The organism is Paenibacillus sp. S25 (assembly GCF_019454085.1).
In the GTDB taxonomy this organism is placed as follows: Bacteria; Bacillota; Bacilli; order Paenibacillales; family Paenibacillaceae; genus Paenibacillus; species Paenibacillus polymyxa_B.
In genome coordinates this window covers 1,958,176-1,974,757 of sequence record NZ_CP073683.1, presented here as the reverse complement: position 1 = coordinate 1,974,757, position 16,582 = coordinate 1,958,176, and the positions used below count along the sequence as shown (strand labels likewise).

The 16,582-nt window shown below is 44.0% G+C and carries 18 protein-coding genes and 1 other RNA gene; 8 read left to right on the top strand and 11 right to left on the bottom strand.

The genetic code is table 11. The features are described from left to right. Positions 1-200 precede the first annotated feature (200 nt). Both KAI37_RS08660 and KAI37_RS08655 read left to right on the top strand, forming a co-directional pair. Positions 201-632, top strand: coding sequence for a MerR family transcriptional regulator (locus KAI37_RS08660; protein WP_049816952.1), 432 nt, complete (start codon positions 201-203; stop codon positions 630-632). 40 nt (positions 633-672) lie between these two features. Further along, a complete protein-coding gene (locus tag KAI37_RS08655) occupies positions 673-1,344 on the top strand; it encodes a zinc metallopeptidase (RefSeq protein WP_013309722.1) in 672 nt (223 codons plus the stop codon). A gap of 79 nt (positions 1,345-1,423) precedes the next feature. Here the strand turns inward: KAI37_RS08655 and gltC are convergent, their stop codons facing one another. Together gltC and KAI37_RS08645 are read right to left on the bottom strand one after the other, a co-directional pair. Next, a complete protein-coding gene (gene gltC, locus KAI37_RS08650) occupies positions 1,424-2,362 on the bottom strand; it encodes a glutamate biosynthesis transcriptional regulator GltC (RefSeq protein WP_071640258.1) in 939 nt (312 codons plus the stop codon). 97 nt (positions 2,363-2,459) lie between these two features. Continuing rightward, positions 2,460-3,083 (bottom strand): rhomboid family intramembrane serine protease, encoded by a 624-nt coding sequence (locus tag KAI37_RS08645; RefSeq protein WP_023988021.1) that lies wholly within the window; start codon positions 3,081-3,083, stop codon positions 2,460-2,462. A 119-nt stretch (positions 3,084-3,202) separates the two neighbouring features. Between KAI37_RS08645 and tpx the strand changes: the two genes are divergently transcribed. Beyond that, positions 3,203-3,721 carry a thiol peroxidase gene (gene tpx / locus KAI37_RS08640; RefSeq protein ID WP_220031073.1) on the top strand — a complete coding sequence of 173 codons (519 nt, stop codon included), beginning with the start codon at positions 3,203-3,205 and terminating at the stop codon, positions 3,719-3,721. 92 nt (positions 3,722-3,813) lie between these two features. On the opposite strand, the gene KAI37_RS08635 is transcribed toward tpx, so the two are convergent. The 4 genes from KAI37_RS08635 to cshA form a co-directional block, all read right to left on the bottom strand. Next, positions 3,814-4,206 carry a DUF1499 domain-containing protein gene (locus KAI37_RS08635; RefSeq protein WP_013309718.1) on the bottom strand — a complete coding sequence of 131 codons (393 nt, stop codon included), beginning with the start codon at positions 4,204-4,206 and terminating at the stop codon, positions 3,814-3,816. A gap of 211 nt (positions 4,207-4,417) precedes the next feature. After that, positions 4,418-4,612, bottom strand: a non-coding RNA gene (ssrS, locus tag KAI37_RS08630) — 6S RNA. A 58-nt stretch (positions 4,613-4,670) separates the two neighbouring features. Then, positions 4,671-5,432, bottom strand: coding sequence for a YesL family protein (locus KAI37_RS08625; protein WP_220031072.1), 762 nt, complete (start codon positions 5,430-5,432; stop codon positions 4,671-4,673). 222 nt (positions 5,433-5,654) lie between these two features. Continuing rightward, positions 5,655-7,244, bottom strand: coding sequence for a degradosome RNA helicase CshA (gene cshA, locus KAI37_RS08620; protein ID WP_023988018.1), 1,590 nt, complete (start codon positions 7,242-7,244; stop codon positions 5,655-5,657). A 325-nt stretch (positions 7,245-7,569) separates the two neighbouring features. Here cshA and KAI37_RS08615 point away from each other — a divergent pair, with 325 nt between their 5' ends. The 4 genes from KAI37_RS08615 to KAI37_RS08600 all read left to right on the top strand — a co-directional run bounded on the left by KAI37_RS08615 (position 7,570) and on the right by KAI37_RS08600 (position 11,714). After that, positions 7,570-8,391, top strand: a complete 822-nt coding sequence (locus KAI37_RS08615; protein WP_025722295.1) for a YitT family protein — start codon at positions 7,570-7,572, stop codon at positions 8,389-8,391. Positions 8,392-8,563: 172 nt separating this feature from the next. After that, entirely contained in the window at positions 8,564-8,752 is a 189-nt protein-coding gene (locus KAI37_RS08610) for a hypothetical protein (protein ID WP_080683009.1), read from the top strand. A gap of 216 nt (positions 8,753-8,968) precedes the next feature. Then, a complete protein-coding gene (locus KAI37_RS08605) occupies positions 8,969-10,147 on the top strand; it encodes a putative glycoside hydrolase (protein WP_071640252.1) in 1,179 nt (392 codons plus the stop codon). Positions 10,148-10,343: 196 nt separating this feature from the next. Continuing rightward, positions 10,344-11,714 carry an MATE family efflux transporter gene (locus KAI37_RS08600; protein ID WP_220031071.1) on the top strand — a complete coding sequence of 457 codons (1,371 nt, stop codon included), beginning with the start codon at positions 10,344-10,346 and terminating at the stop codon, positions 11,712-11,714. Here the strand turns inward: KAI37_RS08600 and KAI37_RS08595 are convergent. From KAI37_RS08595 to KAI37_RS08575, 5 genes are all read right to left on the bottom strand, one after another. Next, the gene (locus KAI37_RS08595) at positions 11,711-11,920 is read right to left on the bottom strand and encodes a DUF3906 family protein (RefSeq protein WP_220031070.1); all 210 of its coding nucleotides are present in this window, start codon (positions 11,918-11,920) and stop codon (positions 11,711-11,713) included. The two genes, KAI37_RS08600 and KAI37_RS08595, sit on opposite strands and share 4 nt — an antisense overlap. A gap of 117 nt (positions 11,921-12,037) precedes the next feature. Next, positions 12,038-13,009 carry a 6-phosphofructokinase gene (gene pfkA, locus KAI37_RS08590; protein WP_023988013.1) on the bottom strand — a complete coding sequence of 324 codons (972 nt, stop codon included), beginning with the start codon at positions 13,007-13,009 and terminating at the stop codon, positions 12,038-12,040. A 23-nt stretch (positions 13,010-13,032) separates the two neighbouring features. Then, positions 13,033-14,112 (bottom strand): tetraprenyl-beta-curcumene synthase family protein, encoded by a 1,080-nt coding sequence (locus KAI37_RS08585; protein ID WP_013309708.1) that lies wholly within the window; start codon positions 14,110-14,112, stop codon positions 13,033-13,035. 237 nt (positions 14,113-14,349) lie between these two features. Further along, entirely contained in the window at positions 14,350-15,765 is a 1,416-nt protein-coding gene (locus KAI37_RS08580; RefSeq protein WP_220031069.1) for an MATE family efflux transporter, read from the bottom strand. A 208-nt stretch (positions 15,766-15,973) separates the two neighbouring features. After that, positions 15,974-16,171, bottom strand: a complete 198-nt coding sequence (locus tag KAI37_RS08575; RefSeq protein WP_013309706.1) for a cold shock domain-containing protein — start codon at positions 16,169-16,171, stop codon at positions 15,974-15,976. Between the two features lie 173 nt (positions 16,172-16,344). On the opposite strand from KAI37_RS08575, the gene KAI37_RS08570 reads away from it, so the two are divergent. After that, a complete protein-coding gene (locus tag KAI37_RS08570; RefSeq protein WP_013309704.1) occupies positions 16,345-16,578 on the top strand; it encodes a hypothetical protein in 234 nt (77 codons plus the stop codon). Positions 16,579-16,582 lie beyond the last annotated feature (4 nt).

Here is a 16,582-nt window from a genome sequence, read left to right as displayed (position 1 = left end):
TATTATGTTAAAAAAACGCGGTCTCAAACACTTCATGTCATATTTACTAACTGTAAAAGTAGCTTGTTTCTATCTAAAAAAAAGCATGACGTTTGACTGTATGGTTGCGAATCATGTAAAATATTCTTTATAAACACTCCGTTTGCAAATGCTAATATTGAAGGTTGAACGAAGAGCGCGAGGTGAAGACAGATGGGGATATGAAGCTGTATCGAATTGGTGAGCTAGCCAAGACGGCTGGTGTCAGCGAACGAACTATTGATTATTACACAAAGCTTGGTTTGATCACACCTGAAGAACGATCATTGAAAAATTATCGGCTCTATAATGATGAAACCTTAAACAGGCTTGAACGTATTAACCAAATGAAACAAGAGAAGTATAGCCTCGAGGAAATCAGACAAACACTGATTAAATGGAACTCGGTCGCAGGGGAAGAGCACGTCACTGACAAACTAACGAGTCTAGAGATGCACATGCAGCGTCTGGAACGTGAAGTCAATGAACTACAGCCTCTTCTGGGGCAGCTCAAGCCCGTTCAAGCGCGCAAGTTGCTTACTGGTCTACTACCACAAAGCGCCGCTTGTATCGAAGCTCTGAAGTATCTGCTGGAGCATAGTTCTATGATGTAGATGCCCGGGCTAGTGATGAACAATAATGGAGGGTTGCTTTATGATGGGTATGTATATATTGATTATTCTTGCGTTCGGATTATCCTTATGGGCGCAATTCCGTGTAAAAGGTACTTTTAATAAATGGTCTGATGTCCCAAACGAAAATGGGTTGACCGGTTATGATGCAGCTCGGCACATGCTGGATCGCAATGGTTTGCATGATGTGCCTATTGAACCAGTACCTGGTGCTTTATCTGACCATTATGATCCAATACAAAGAGTCGTACGGCTGTCCGAGCCCGTTTATTATGAAAAATCCATTTCTGCAGTTGCCGTAGCTTGTCACGAGGTTGGTCATGCCATTCAGCATAAAGAGCATTATCCCATGCTGGCACTCCGTCACCGGATCTTTCCGATCGTAAACTTCGCTTCCGGGATTGCACCGTTTCTGCTGATTGCTGGTTTCTTATTCAGCTACACGAACCTGATTGGCTTGGGTATCATCTTTTTCTCGGCTACTGTTGCTTTTCAATTAATCACATTACCGGTTGAATTTAATGCTTCCAACCGTGCCCGAGAAATTATGGTTTCCGAAGGGTTTATCCGTAGTGACGAAGAACGGGGTATAGCCAAAGTATTAAATGCTGCTGCATTAACTTATGTGGCTGCTGCTCTCGTTTCCTTGCTGGAACTAATCCGCTTAATCGGTATCTTTAACAGCCGGGATTAATTGCTTGTATTACAAAAAAGGTTGTTCCTTCACCAAGAGGAACAACCTTTTTTCTTTATCTAAAACCAATCAGCTATACTCACTGCCCTAAATCCGCTTTAGCAATTCCATTCGGAATAGCAGCACTACCTTTAAGGCCAAAATATTGCAACAAAAAAGTTCGGAATGACTTTGCAACTAATGGTAATTTATCATCTCTGCGATGAATCAAGCCAATAGTACGCGTGACCTCTGGATCAACAATCGACACTCTTGCAGGTTGAAGCGGGTTGGTCTGAAACAACGCCATTTCAGGCAAAAGACTGACTCCCATACCAGCTGCAACTAATCCGCGAATCGTATCTGTCTCTTCACCTTCAAAAGCGATATCCGGCGTAAATCCTGCCTCCAGACAAGCCTGCCAGACAATCGGACGTAACGAATATCCATCTCTGAACAGGATGAATTTTTCTCCTTTAAGCTGACTCAGCGTGATGTGTTTGGCCGTAGCTAAAGGATGATTGGGCGGGAGAACAGCAAACAGCTCCTCGGTTAGTACCACGTCCCCCTCTACATGATCATGACGATCCGGAAAAGGAGATACAAAAGCCAAATCCACCTCCCCCGCTAACACATCACGAATTAAACTCGGGTACATCCCCTGTTTAAATCTGAATTTAACATTGGGATACCGCTTTCGGAATTCAGCCACCACTGTAGGAATAAGATGAATCCCCAAACTGTGCGGAAAACCGATGCGGATTTCGCCCCCCTCAGGATCCAAAAACTCATGAACTTCCAAAACAGCTCGCTCTAGATCTTTTATAATCGTCTCAACCCGTTTGCAAAATAGTTGTCCCACTGGCGTAAGCTGCAAATTGCGACCCTTTTGCATAAAAAGATTGACTCCCAGCTCCTCTTCAAGCTGATGAATTTGCCGACTTACCGCAGATTGCGCCACATGTAACTCCTCGGCTGCCTGAGTGACATGTTCTTTTTGCGCTACCTTCATGAAGTATTGCAACTGTCGTAATTCCACTCCGATATTCGCTCCAATCTGTTTTTCAACATCCGGAAGAAGACGTCAATCGAACATTATCCTCTTTCTTCCCTGCTAACTAACGGTAAAACTGTCTTTAGTGACGTTTGCGTTGGCCAGTCAATCTGATCATTAATCCATAAAGGAAAAACCCACTGAGCAATCCCCCGAAGTGAGCGGTCCAGTTAATGTTCGCTACAGCGAAAGAAAACAGGATACCAAACCCAAGCAGCGTGTACAGCGTTTTGCGCGAGGCGTCATCCATCAATGACCGCTGGAACAGGGCAACGTATAGGAATGCTCCATAGATGCCATAAATCGCTCCTGAAGCTCCCACAGAGACTGTCGTTTCCGTCATCATATTGTAATGCGCGATGGACAGTATGTTCCCTACAATGCCCGTGACCAGATACAATAACACATAGCGGAAGGACCCCAGCAAACGCTCCAGCGGAGGAGCGAAGACGAGTATGGCGAAGGAATTGAACAGAAGATGATCAAACCCTGCATGCAAAAACATGGCTGATACATATCGCCACAGTTGATCAGTGAATGGCGCTTCATTAATCAAAGCTCCATATCGGATCAACGTCAAACTATTTTCCGATCCACCCTGTACGGTGAGTACAATAAACATCACAATATTAATGAGCAGAATCAGACAGGTTACTGGGTAAAACCGCAAATAACTTTTCCAGTTCTCATAACGTAAAAAAATCAAGGCAATCCTTCCTTCATGGGTGTCTCCACCTTATTCAAATTGGACAATGTCTTTTATAAAAGATTATAATAGATTTCGGCAACGATAACCAATGCTAAAAACCAAGGAGGCTATTACATATGGCACAAGAACGTACAGGAGCTGCTACTTTTAAAGGCAATCCTTTGACACTCTTAGGTCCTGAACTGAAGGTTGGAGATCAGGCACCTGATTTCAAATTACAGAAAAACCTGCTAGAAGCAGCTACGCTCCAAGACTTTGCAGGCAAAATCAAATTGATCAGTGTTGTTCCTTCTTTGGATACAGGCGTGTGTGACGCACAGACTCGACGTTTTAACCAGGAAGCTGATTCCCTTGGGGATCAAGTCGTGGTGCTGACTGTCAGCGTCGATCTGCCTTTCGCTCAAGCTCGTTGGTGCGGTGCTGCCGGTATCGACCGCGTATTGACACTGTCCGACTATAAGGATCATTCCTTCGGCGAAGCTTATGGTGTATTCATCAAGGAATTCCATTTGGATCATAGAGCTATTTTTGTGATTGATCAAAATGGCAAAATCGCTTACGTAGAATACTTGAGCGAAATGTCCGAACATCCTGACTATGACCAAGCGATTGCAGCAGTGAAAAAACTCGTCTAAATCAAGACTAAATATTAAAAAAGCGAGTGAAGGGTTGCCTTCCTCGCTTTTTTTGACGTTTGTCTGCCACATCACTGCTCACACATCTACAATTACTGCACGACCTTATGAGCGGACAGCTTCTTGTCAATCACAGCGAACAATTGCAAAATGATGCGGTAATTCGCGCCCAAGTCCCCTAGCGATCCGCGTGAAGCAGAATAAATATCCACTGCACTCCGAACTGGCGAGACGGACAATATAGAAACGGTAATGTCGACGGTTCTACCGAACGCCGTTCGCTTCTCTAACGTAATCTCACCTACAGATGCTACCTCATGGAGTACCTTGTAGCCAGGAATTTTTTTCAAAATAGATGATACTTCTTCCCAAGCCTTGTCTCTCGATAAGTTATAATAGCGTGTCTTCATTTGGGGGTCCTTGACCCGGTCGCTTGTACCTTCTTGGCTGCGCACAATCCCTACCAGAGTCCTCTTCAACGACAAGACATTTCCTCCTTCACGATAATCGTTGCCATAATGCAGCACATCGGTTTTTTTGCTGCAAGCGCTTTATAAAAACGTTAAACAACAAAAAGTTAACCGACCATACCTGTGGTATGCGACCTTAGTACCTCATGTCTTAGTTTAACATTGTTGCATACAAAAAACACCCTGTTTCTGCACGAAGCATAAACAGAGTGTATTCGTTATCTTTGGAGTACCCGCCGATGCCGTCCGACCATAGCGTCTTCTGAACCTGCTTTAGCAGGTGGGTGACCGCAGGATAAACTTTTGAAGTCCCCTTGTCAGGAATTGACAGGGCTTTTCAGCTGTTCATCCGTATAGATCTCCCTAGACATTGTCATTGGTTCAAAACAACAAATGACCGTAACGTGCATCGCAGGATGTGACCTTATTATAGCGCTTCTCACTCAGAAAGTAAATGCTAGGAGAAATATGTTTTATTTTTAGAGGTTATCACTTTTCTTGTCTTCAATGGTTGCCATATCTTCATCTTTCTGCTTCATCTTTTCCATTTGATCCTGCATTTTGAGGAATGTTCCATAAAAATTAAAGAAAGCGAACCAGGCAACCACGCTGCCGATGAAGAATAGGAAAAGCACAGGATATTTGACTCCGATAAATATAACAACGGCGCTGCCGAGCATGGTGGAAAATACACGGAATGGTCGAATCAGCGTCAGTAAAACCGCATTTTTAATAATTTGTCCGGTAGACATATGATAATGAGCCACCATCGAAAAGAAGTTAAACATAGACACAAGCAAAATAATGATAAGAATAAGCATAATAACGCCCACGATTTGCAAGTTGCTGAGTTGTGTCATATATACGGTATAATCTACATACATGATGACAAACAACAATGTGTAAAAGATACCCCCGATCAGACTCTGCTTATAATTCTCTTTATACCCTTTAAAAAAGGTACGAAACACGCCCGTATCGGTATCCCCCATTACCCATTTGCGAACCACTGCGAACATAGCCGATGTGGCTGGAAATAAAGTAAGCGGTGCCAAAACAGCCATCGCCCAATTCATTTGTAAAGACTCATTAGCCAAATTCTGATTCATTACAAGTAGTTTCAGTATGAGGCAGAATACAAAAGGCGACGAACATAACACCCATAACAAATTTGTAGCCGCCAGTCGGGTAATCCACTCGGTCAGGCGGTAAATACCACCCATAGCTCCTTTAAACTCCAATGTCAGTCTCTCCCTCCGCAAGCCTTGGCAGTTCCAAGACTCATGTTGCTATGCCTATAAATTCCGGCTCTTGACTATATCATACCGTATTTCATCCCTAATACGCCAGAGAAATCAATACGTGACCCATTAAAGCAGATCGCTAAAAGGTTCATTCATAATGATCAATCATAACAAAAAAGCCGAAGCTTCATCTGCTTCGACTTTTCATTATTTCATTTCTTATTCGGAAGAGGAATCTTCACGTCTTGCAGGACGACGAGTTTCTCCATTGCTGCTCGGGCGTGGTTTACGATCTCCACTGTAGCGACTTCCGGAATCACGGTTGTAGCCACCGCCTTCTTTGCCACGGTTGTAACCGCCATATCCACCTTTACTTCCACTACCGCCGGTACCGCCAGAACGGTTGGAATTGTAACCACCGTTGCTGCGACCGCTATAGTTGGAAGGCTTGCGACCACCAGAACGCACGTCTGGTTTACGACGTTTTGCACGGATCGGATCTTCTGGAGTCAACTCAATCGATGCTTCTCTTTTCTCACCAGTCATCAGTTTCAGAGCTGCGGAGAGAAGTTGTACAGAATCATATTGCTCCAGCATTTGAATAGCCAAACCTTTGTACTCGTTCAGCTCACCGCTTTCTACAGCCTCTAGGAGACGTTCAGCAATGATACGTTGTTTGCCTTCCAGAGCTTCAGCCAACGTTGGAAGCGGCTTGCGTGGAATGCGGTGACGAGTTACACGTTCGATAAAGTGCAGATGGTCAATTTCACGAGGCGTAACGAAAGACCAAGCTTCCCCTTCTTTACCTGCACGTCCAGTACGTCCAATACGGTGAACATAGCTTTCTGGATCTTGCGGAAGGTCAAAGTTCACAACGTGAGTTACGCCGGAAACGTCCAAACCACGGGCAGCTACGTCAGTCGCTACGAGCACATCGATGCTTCCGTCACGGAATTTACGCATTACAGCATCACGTTGGTTTTGAGACAAGTCACCGTGCAAACCGTCTGCAGAATATCCGCGTTTTTGCAGAGCTTCAGCCAGCTCGTCTACCCGACGCTTAGTACGACCAAATACGATAGCAAGTTCTGGGGATTCCATGTCGATCAAACGGCTCAATGCTTCGAATTTTTGACGCTCAGGAACTTCGATATAGGCCTGATCAATCAGTGGAGCACTAACTTGTTTAGGAATAACTGAAACATGCTCAGGATTTTTGAGGAATTGCTCAGCCAATCTTTTAATATTAGGAGGCATTGTAGCCGAGAAAAGCATCGTTTGGCGCTCGTCTGGAACTTGCTTCAGAATGGATTGAATATCTTCCATGAAGCCCATATCCAACATTTCATCTGCTTCATCCAAAACAACTGTGTTTACATCTTCCAGCTTAATGGTTTTGCGATTAATATGGTCAAGCAAGCGTCCTGGCGTACCAATAATAATTTGAGGTTTCTTTTTCAAAGCACGAATCTGGCGTACGATATCTTGTCCACCATAGATTGGCAAAGTACGAAGACCTTTGAAACGGGATAGTTTTTCGATTTCTTCAGCTACCTGGATAGCAAGCTCACGTGTTGGTGCCATGATCAGGGCTCTGATTTTTTCGTCGCTTCTAGAAATTTTGTTGATCAGCGGAATACCAAACGCAGCAGTTTTACCAGTACCTGTTTGGGCTTGGCCAATCATGTCTCTGCCTTGCAGTGCAATCGGGATGGATTGGGATTGAATTGGTGTTGCTTCTTCAAAACCCAGTTCTGTAATCGCCTGAATTACTTTCGGTTCAAGATCAAATTCTGCAAATGTCGTCAAATTTATTCAAACTCCTTCATAATGGTGGATGTGGTGGACAATCCACAATGTTGTCTGTATTCTTAAGTAGCGATATTATTGTATAAGTTTTCCCCAATACAGTGACAGTTTATTTAGACCTATAACTGCATCTTTCTGTAATGAATTTGGGGAACCTATCCGATACATCTTAAACGAATTTATCCTTTTTAAAACAGTTTAAATTTTAAGTGTTTCTCTGGACATAGGTCCCTACTCAAGAATATCCACATCGCATTATAGCACAGAACAATTCATGAATACCAGCAAGTTGCTTCCCGTATAATTTAAATGAGGTGAAATTAAGTTGTTAAAAATAGTGTTAAACTGCTTAACTGTCATTCTTGGAGCCGCTGCCATTGCATGCGGTTTTAATCTGTTTCTCGTGCCACACCACTTGCTGAGCGGAGGAGTAGCCGGGCTTTCCATGTTAATCGGCTACTTCACAAAATTTGATATCAGCGCGATGTATTTTATTATCAATATCCCGATGCTTATTGCAGGCTGGTTTATTTTAGGCAAGCGTTTTATTAGCCTCAGCATTTTATCCGTTGTCGTTACAACGTGGATTTTGGCGTGGGTACCGGTGCAATCTGTCGTGTCGGACCCCCTGCTGGCCTCCGTTTTTGGTGGGGTAATGATCGGCGTTGGAGCAGGAATTTCCTTTCGGGTAGGGGGGTCTACGGGCGGTTTTGACATTATCGGTTCCATCGTCACTCGTTATCGTGACTTCCCCGTAGGAACTGTACTTGTTGGCATGAATGGACTGGTCATTCTTGCAGCAGGATATTTGAACGATGATTGGAATATTGCACTTGCGTCGATGCTATCTATTTTTGTGACTGGCAAGGTATTGGATCAAATCTATGTCAGTCACACGAAGATTACCGTCTACATTATTACAGAACACACCGACAAGCTACTGGAGCGGATGTTGACCACACCACGCGGTGTTAGCAAAATAAAAATTGAAGGCGCATTTTCACATACCGAAAAGGACATGCTGATGACTGTCACGACACGCTACGAGCTAGTTGAATTAAAACGCATCATTAAAGAAGTGGACCCTTCTGCTTTTGTCAATATTGTGGAAACGGTTGGGGTGATGGGTTCATTTCGCCGAAGATAAGCACAAAGCCAAGTGTCAAAATACAGTTTCTGTGGTACACTATATGTGCGCTGTTCCCATAGTATATAAAGACCAGCTTTACCTGCTATTTCACAGGCACTTTGCTTTTCCGAATCGTATTGGATGATTCTTTTGGAATGATTCCGAGCAGGAAAGGGTGATTTTTGTGGAAATGGAAACGGTAAAACTGTCCGACATTGTCTTAAGATGGTACCCGGAAATGCTCCCTTCTCTCAAAAAGGATGAGCTTAACTCGATGATTGTGCTTCGGGACGGGATGGCCATACTCAAGCCAACGGATGCGCTAGAAATTATTCAGTACAGTATTTGCGAGCATCAAGACAATAATTATCTTCAATAAATTTCTTTACCAAGTGCCGCTTCTTCCGGTTGCATCTACGACCGCGAAGAGAGCGGCATTATTTATGCATTTTTATGGATTCAATGAGCACCGGTTGGGTTAATCATGTAAGACTGTGCCTGATGATTCCAGTATTGGTTACAAGCGTGTTGTTTTTCGATACATAACTTTACGTATAATCAGGTAAGCGACATACATAAGGGAGAGAGTTAGGAAATGAATATGATTTGGGCAATTATGCTATTGGCGATGGGGATAGGCGGAAACGGGGATCAGTCAGCCAACGCTCCAAATGTAAAAGATACGGTGTCAACAACAATTAGCAGCGCCATGATTCAGGCTCAGCACAATAATATGAAGGTGGATGCCTCCAATCCTCCAGTTAAAATTGACCCACAACCGACGACTCCTGCTATCAAGGGCATCTATGTCACGGCTTATAGCGCAGGCGGTTCGCGTATGACCCAGTTGCTTGAACTGCTTGACAAGACAGAGCTCAATTCCATGGTTATTGATATTAAAGACGATGCAGGTTACATCACTTATCCAACGACCACTCCCGAGCTGCTCAAATTGGGCAAGCCGCAAAAATTCATTCGGGATATTTCCGGTTTGATGGACCGACTAAAAAAGCATAATGTTTACCCGATTGCTCGTATTGTCGTATTTAAAGATACGGTACTGGCCAACAAAAATCCCGAGATGTCTTTCCGTAATCCTGACGGCTCTGTCTGGAAAAACGGCAAAGGAGACGGGTTCGTTAATCCCTATAATAAAGAAGTATGGGATTATAATATCGCCATCGCTAAGGAAGCAGCCAAACTTGGTTTTAAGGAAATTCAATTTGACTATGTACGTTTTCCCGAAGGCTTTGAGAAAAGAGCAGACAAGCTGAAATATACCAAATCAGATCAATCCCGCTCGGATGCAGTCGCTGAATTCGTACAATACGCCCGCAAAGAGCTTGCTCCATTAGGTGTACGAGTATCGGTAGATATTTTCGGATATGCTGCATCCGTTCCTGCTGCGGAGGGGATCGGACAGGATTTCACTAAAATCTCCGAAAATGTGGATGTCATTTCACCCATGGTTTATCCAAGTCACTACACCACAGGCTGGTTCGGTGTAAAAGACCCCGATAAGAATCCTTACCAGACGATTAAAGGCTCCATGGCCGATACACACAAAAAGCTCGATCCGACGGGCAAGCTAAAGCCAATTATTCGTCCTTGGATCCAGGATTTTACCGCAAGTTGGTTGGGGAGCGGACATTATGCCAAATATGGGAAAACTCAAGTAGAGGATCAAATTCGAGCGCTTAAGGATATGAAAGTGGATGAATATTTACTCTGGAATGCCACAAACCGCTATACAAGTGGAGTAACTTACAAATAATTTATCTCTCCGGACTTCTCGTTTTCTTATACAAAATTTAGAAATTATATAATTATTTCGAAGGCTGTCCCGTTGTTTGGCGAACGGGTGCAGTCTTTTTTATTACTGTTCAAATGTAGCGGTATCCCTTACAATAAATACTTACATGTTATGATATATACAAATAATCAATCCCTAGTAAATGAGGAAAACAAAAATGCAATTGACACTAACAACGGGGCAGAAATGGAAGCAGCTTTTCTACATTTTGCTCCCTATCCTGATTACCCAGCTTGCACTATCTGCCATGACTTTTTTTGATACGAATATGTCGGGACACTTTTCCCCTGCCGATCTGGCTGGAGTAGCCATTGGAGTAAGCCTATGGATTCCTGTACAAACAGGCCTTAATGGAATACTTATGGCTATCACGCCCATTGTATCTCAATTGGTAGGAGCACAGCGCAAAGATAAAGTCTCCTACTATGTCATTCAAGCACTTTGGCTCTCTCTCGCCCTGTCTATGGTCGTTTTGATTGCTGGCATTATTTTGGTCAAACCTATTTTGAACGGTATGAATTTGGAACTGAGAGTTCATAATGTGGCCCTATACTACCTTTGTGCCATGGCCTTCGGGATTGTTCCTCTATTTGCCTACACTGTGCTCCGAAGCTTTATGGATGCATTGGGACAAACCCGCTTTACGATGTTAATCACGCTCATGTCGTTACCCATCAATGTATTGTTAAATTATCTACTTATTTATGGAAACTGGGGTTTTCCGCGTCTGGGGGGTGTGGGTTCCGGGGTAGCGACGGCGACCACCTACTGGATCATCATGCTGGTTGCCGGTATCACTGCGCATCGTGGAAAAATATTTGCCGAATACCGAATCTTTAGCAAAATATACGGGATTGCTGCTGGTGCTTTGAAAGAGCTCATCAAGATTGGAGTACCGATTGGATTTGCTATATTTTTTGAGACTGCCGTCTTTTCAGCCGTCACTCTCTTCATGAGCAGCTATAATACAGCTACCATAGCCGCACATCAGGCCGCCATGAACTTTGCATCTACGCTGTATATGATCCCACTCAGCATTTGCATGGCACTTACGATTCTGGTTGGCTATGAAACCGGAGCTACTCGCCCGCGGGATGCCAAAGCTTATAGTGTAATGGGTATCAGCAGCGCAGTAGGTTTATCACTGATTACAGCTATTGTACTGCTTATCTGGAGTGAACAGGTCGCTCGACTTTACTCCACCGATCCGCAGGTTATTCAATTGGCACAGCATTTTCTAATCTATGCGATTTTCTTTCAGATATCTGATGCTGTCGCTACACCTACACAAGGAGCGCTACGCGGATATAAAGACGTCAATTCAGCCTTTTTGCTCACATTCCTCTCCTATTGGGTCATTGGGCTTCCTGTAGGATATATACTGGCACGCTGGACTTCACTAGGCCCCTACGGCTACTGGATCGGTTTGATTACAGGATTGGCAGTAGGTGCTATTTTACTTCTCTGGCGTCTGGTGAGAGTACAACGTCGTTTCTCCGAAAAAAAACAACACGCAGAGGCAATTTAGCCTTTGCGTGTCTCGATTACATATGCTGCGCCTAAAGTTATTCGTTTTTTCTCCACAATCGCCACTTCGTTCAGCTTGGGAGGATATAGAAAGTGTCTCTCCACATGTTGTTCAATCTCCTCAAATGCCTGTTCTTCATTTTCAGCAGCGAGAATGACGGTCAGTACTCCTTCCGAACTGTCCACTTCGATTTTGAATAGGTACATGTATGACTACCTCCTGATAGGACTCAAAGCTAAAAAAATAGCGGATGACTCGGGTCATCCGCATAATTTTGATCTTTTCCAATATCAGAGCCGATCTATTTTACATAAAGGCTCTTATTATTGGGACAAACGCAAGGCCAGCTCATAAAGCTCCATATTGAAATCTTTTTTGGTATTTACAACCTTGTCAATATCTGTAGCTACCAACTTACCGTCGATCGTTCCGCAAGCCTTGTCAGATATGCCCTCGATCAATTGGCGAACAGCAAAGTCACCCAAGCGGCTCGCCAGGTTGCGGTCAAACGCTGTTGGTGTACCTCCACGTTGAATGTGTCCAAGCACTGTAACACGAGGCTCATAATCCGGACAGTTTTCTTGGATAACCTGTGCTACTGTTTCGCCTTTGCCTACACCCTCAGCAACGATAATGATACTATGGCGTTTGCCATGCTTAAAGTTTTGTTTCATCCGATCGGAAACTTCATTCAGGTCAAATTCTACCTCAGGCACCAAAATCGTTTCTGCGCCAGAAGCCAGACCTGCATGCAGAGCAATATCGCCACAATGACGTCCCATAACTTCCACAATGGATGAACGTTCATGGGATGACATCGTATCACGCAGTTTGTTGATTGCATCCACTACGATACTAACCGCTGTATCAAAACCAATAGTATAGTCCGTGAAAGAAATGTCATTGTCAATCGTACCCGGAAGACACATGGTTTTAATGCCTTGCTTGGTAAGTTTGTTAGCTCCTTGATAGGAACCGTCTCCACCAATCACGACTACGCCGTCAATTCCACGGTTACGCAAAATTTGAGCGCCTTTTTTCTGCCCTTCTTCAGTCGTAAATTCCAGGCATCTTGCAGATTGAAGTACAGTACCCCCACGTTGGATAATATCTCCGACGCTTCTCAGATCCATTGGAAAAATATCGTCGTTCAAAAGGCCTTGATAACCGCGTTGAATCCCGAATACTTCCAGTCCAAAATACAATCCGCTACGTACGACGGCGCGAACTGCCGCGTTCATCCCTTGTGAATCTCCACCACTTGTTAATACTGCAATTTTCTTAACTGCTGTCATGATTTATGACCTCCTCAAAATAATCATATAAGCCTTCTTATCCATCGACTGTTTAATAAGAAAAACAAACGCATGAGCGGACTATTTTTCATTAAACGTCTCGAAACAGCGCGAACGTCCTGCTGCTCGCTAACTTTAGGGTCGGATAAATATAAAGCCAGCAATCCCTCGATAATCATCCGGTGAAAGGAGCTGGCAGGGACATCTGCAATATCAGCCCGCGCCCGATTCACAACGTAGGCGATCCGGTCTAGCATCATGTCGGTATCTTCATAATAATTGCAAAAGTTAAGATCTCCGCCCTTCCGGTCTTCGTCTTGATCGATTAGATAATCCAGCAAAATATGAAGACTGCACACATGTGGAAAATACGATGCATGTATTGAGGCAGCCCCCGCATCGGTCAGATGCTGGTCGCTGGCAGCAAGAAACAGCATAAAGACCCCCAGAGTTGAACCGGTAGCCGCAGCAAACTCATTCCAGCGCAACTCTGGTGTACGGTCTTTATGAAGCGACCACCAGTCCAAAAGCGCTTGTTCCCGCAGCTCGGGTTTAATATGCTTGTATACTTGCAAATCCGTGTATAATCGCGCCAAATCCTGAACGTAAGGCATTGCCGCCTCATAGCCCGGAAGCCTGCTTACACAAGACTGACAGGTTGTCACCAGCCCGGTCAAATAACCGCCATCCTCCTGCTCACGACGCAACTCATAATAATTCACTGGCCTAGCCGTCGGATTAACCGCATCCAGCATAGCCTGATGCAACAGCCTGAAATCATCCGGGTCCATGGACGTACTGCGATCACACAGGTTGTCCAGATAATCACTAATGGTCTGATACGCTACGATCAGCGGAATTAGCGTCTGCCGGGCAGACATATTGGCTGCGGCATAAACCGCCCCACCCACGCAGTGAAACGTCTTATCCGCTATGCTCGCAAGCGCCTGGCTTCGCAGCTCAGGGTCCGGAATTTGTTCGGCCTTGCTCTTCCAGTTACTCAATTCTAGTTTCGTTTCAGGGAGAATGTGCTTGTACATTCGGCTCATTAGACCTATGGGGCCTCTCGGTACTTGATAACGTCCTTGCTCAACATAACTCAAATGACGGTGCCTCCACATTGTTGTCTACGTAATTATACCTATCCAAACCATATCCATTATAATATGTTCGTCCTTTTAGCACAAATGAACAACCTCACTTTTTTCTTTAAAATTCAAGAAAAATGAGCTATTCTCACAAAAAGACTTTATGCCTGTAATATTTAATTAGTCAAAAATAGGAGTTACACAAAATCTATCCTTATAAGACTTTAATCGCAAATAGTATAAATGGCCTACCTATCCCTTGTCCTCTGCTGGCTTCACGCCTTGGATTCCCTCTCCCATGCTTGCCTGCTTCCATTTCCCGAAAGCATAATAGAAAATGACTGCTATGGCAGAGATAGCAAAACCAACAGGAAAACTCCACCATACAGCATCTAGACCATAATCATCGACAAATGCATAGGCCAAAGGTATACGAATGCCCCATAATGAAATAATGGTAATTAAAAGCGGTATCATTACGGAACCCGTTGATCGAACAACACCTGTAATGACATTGGTAACACCGAATATAACAAAAGACCACAAAGTGATCAGATTAATCCGCATGCCCAATTCCAATGCACCCCCCGTAGAAGGAAGGAACATAAGCAAGGCCTGACGGTTAAACACGTAAATTAATACCACAGCTCCACCAGTCAACACAAAATTATACACAATCCCAATCCAGGTTGTCATGCGCACTCGATCCCAACGTCCGGCTCCGATATTTTGAGCGGCAAAGGAAGATACAGCTGCGCCTAACGCCATTGCCGGCATCTGCACATAGCTGGACAAATTATTGGCTGCTGTATAAGCTGCTGCTGCCACTGTTCCGTAGCCATTAATCAGATTCATTAAAGCAATCGCGCTGGTGGAGACAGCAATCATTTGCAACCCCATCGGCACTCCCTTACGGATTAGGGTCCAAATAATCTTCCAATCAAATCTGAGTAAATGAAGCTCTGAAGAAGTAATGCGCAAAAAATATTTTACTCGATATAGGTAAATGAGGATCAACACAAAGCTGATCCCTTGAGCGATCAGAGTAGCAGTAGCGGAACCTCCAATGCCCATAGCAGGAATCGGTCCCCATCCGAATATTAACAGCGGGTTGAGTAGTACATCCAGTACGACGGAAACAATTAGAAAATAAAATGGTGTTTTGGAATCTCCAGCCCCTCTCATTACAGTCATTATGTAGTTATAGCCGTACAAAAAGGGCATACCTGCGAAAATAATACGTGTATACGTGATCGCCATATCCACCGATTCGGCAGGTGTATTGAGTACATGAAGAATCCAAGGCGCACTCAAAAATCCGATAATACCTATAGCAAAAGCGAGCACCAGAAAAAAGACTGCACTTGTACCTACTACACGCTTTGTTTCAGCTACGTCTCCTGCTCCGATATTTTGTCCGATCATAATAGTGGCCGCCATGGTGACGCCAAAAATCGAACTGATAAGAAAAAACATTATAATATTTCCGTTGGAAGCGGCAGTCAATGCGGCTTCTCCCAGAAACTTTCCAACCCAGATCGAATTAATCGTTCCATTCAGGGATTGCAGAATGTTTCCGAACAGCATCGGCAAAGAGAACATAAACAGCGTTTTGGCAATAGGACCTTCAATCAGGGAAGGCTTACGACTAGCCTCTGCTGCACTCATTTTCTCAACTCCTTCAATTTAAGATGTCTTCTGCTTAGTTTTATTACGTATAATACCCTATTCCTGCTCAATCTTCTCATATCATAAACGTATTTACGCAAAAAAGCGCAGTCCCTTAAATGTAAGGAACTGCGCTCTCAATTCATAGTTTAACCGTAATATATAAGACATCCGTAGAAACGGAACCATTCTTACAATTCAGTTACACTTACAGTTTGATTACGTTAGCTGCTTGGGGTCCACGGTTACCTTCAGTAATTTCGAATTCAACCGCTTGACCTTCTTCCAAAGTTTTAAAGCCGTCGCCTTGGATTGCGGAGAAATGTACGAATACGTCCTCGCCACCATCCATTTGAATGAAGCCATAACCTTTTTCTGCGTTAAACCATTTAACTGTACCTTTCAAGTGAACAACCTCCTAAAAATACCGCCATCTATGGCGAATATCCATATTATACTTCATGCTTTTTCACAATGCAATTGATGTTTTTCCTGGTTTTTCGGGCTGGAATGATTTGCTTTTGCGGCGGAAACTGCGGTATCATGAACCAAAACATCTATAAAATCGGAGACATGCATATGATGAAAAAACACGAAATATACAAAAAAGACAATTGGAACATGATGACTGTCGAGGTGCAGGGCCGTTACATCGTTCTACGGGAAATATCCGATGATTGGGGCGAGGAAGCCCACACGTTTTTAAGCCGTCCGGCGCTGATGCATTGGGCTCAAAATCGGTTTCCCAAGCAGTCCTTTCAAGATAATGAGGAAGAGTGGCAGCGGATCATGAACGCTTTCAAACAGGTCTAGCCTA

Bases quoted from the DNA above. Each gene is read 5' to 3' on its own strand.
- KAI37_RS08655 (WP_013309722.1), top strand. From the start codon at position 673: ATGATGGGTATGTATATATTGATTATTCTTGCGTTCGGATTATCCTTA.
- KAI37_RS08580 (WP_220031069.1), bottom strand. From the start codon at position 15,765: ATGAGTGCAGCAGAGGCTAGTCGTAAGCCTTCCCTGATTGAAGGTCCT.
- KAI37_RS08600 (WP_220031071.1), top strand. From the start codon at position 10,344: ATGCAATTGACACTAACAACGGGGCAGAAATGGAAGCAGCTTTTCTAC.
- KAI37_RS08660 (WP_049816952.1), top strand. From the start codon at position 201: ATGAAGCTGTATCGAATTGGTGAGCTAGCCAAGACGGCTGGTGTCAGC.
- pfkA (WP_023988013.1), bottom strand. From the start codon at position 13,009: ATGACAGCAGTTAAGAAAATTGCAGTATTAACAAGTGGTGGAGATTCA.
- KAI37_RS08610 (WP_080683009.1), top strand. From the start codon at position 8,564: ATGGAAACGGTAAAACTGTCCGACATTGTCTTAAGATGGTACCCGGAA.
- tpx (WP_220031073.1), top strand. From the start codon at position 3,203: ATGGCACAAGAACGTACAGGAGCTGCTACTTTTAAAGGCAATCCTTTG.
- KAI37_RS08570 (WP_013309704.1), top strand. From the start codon at position 16,345: ATGATGAAAAAACACGAAATATACAAAAAAGACAATTGGAACATGATG.
- KAI37_RS08595 (WP_220031070.1), bottom strand. From the start codon at position 11,920: ATGTACCTATTCAAAATCGAAGTGGACAGTTCGGAAGGAGTACTGACC.
- KAI37_RS08605 (WP_071640252.1), top strand. From the start codon at position 8,969: ATGAATATGATTTGGGCAATTATGCTATTGGCGATGGGGATAGGCGGA.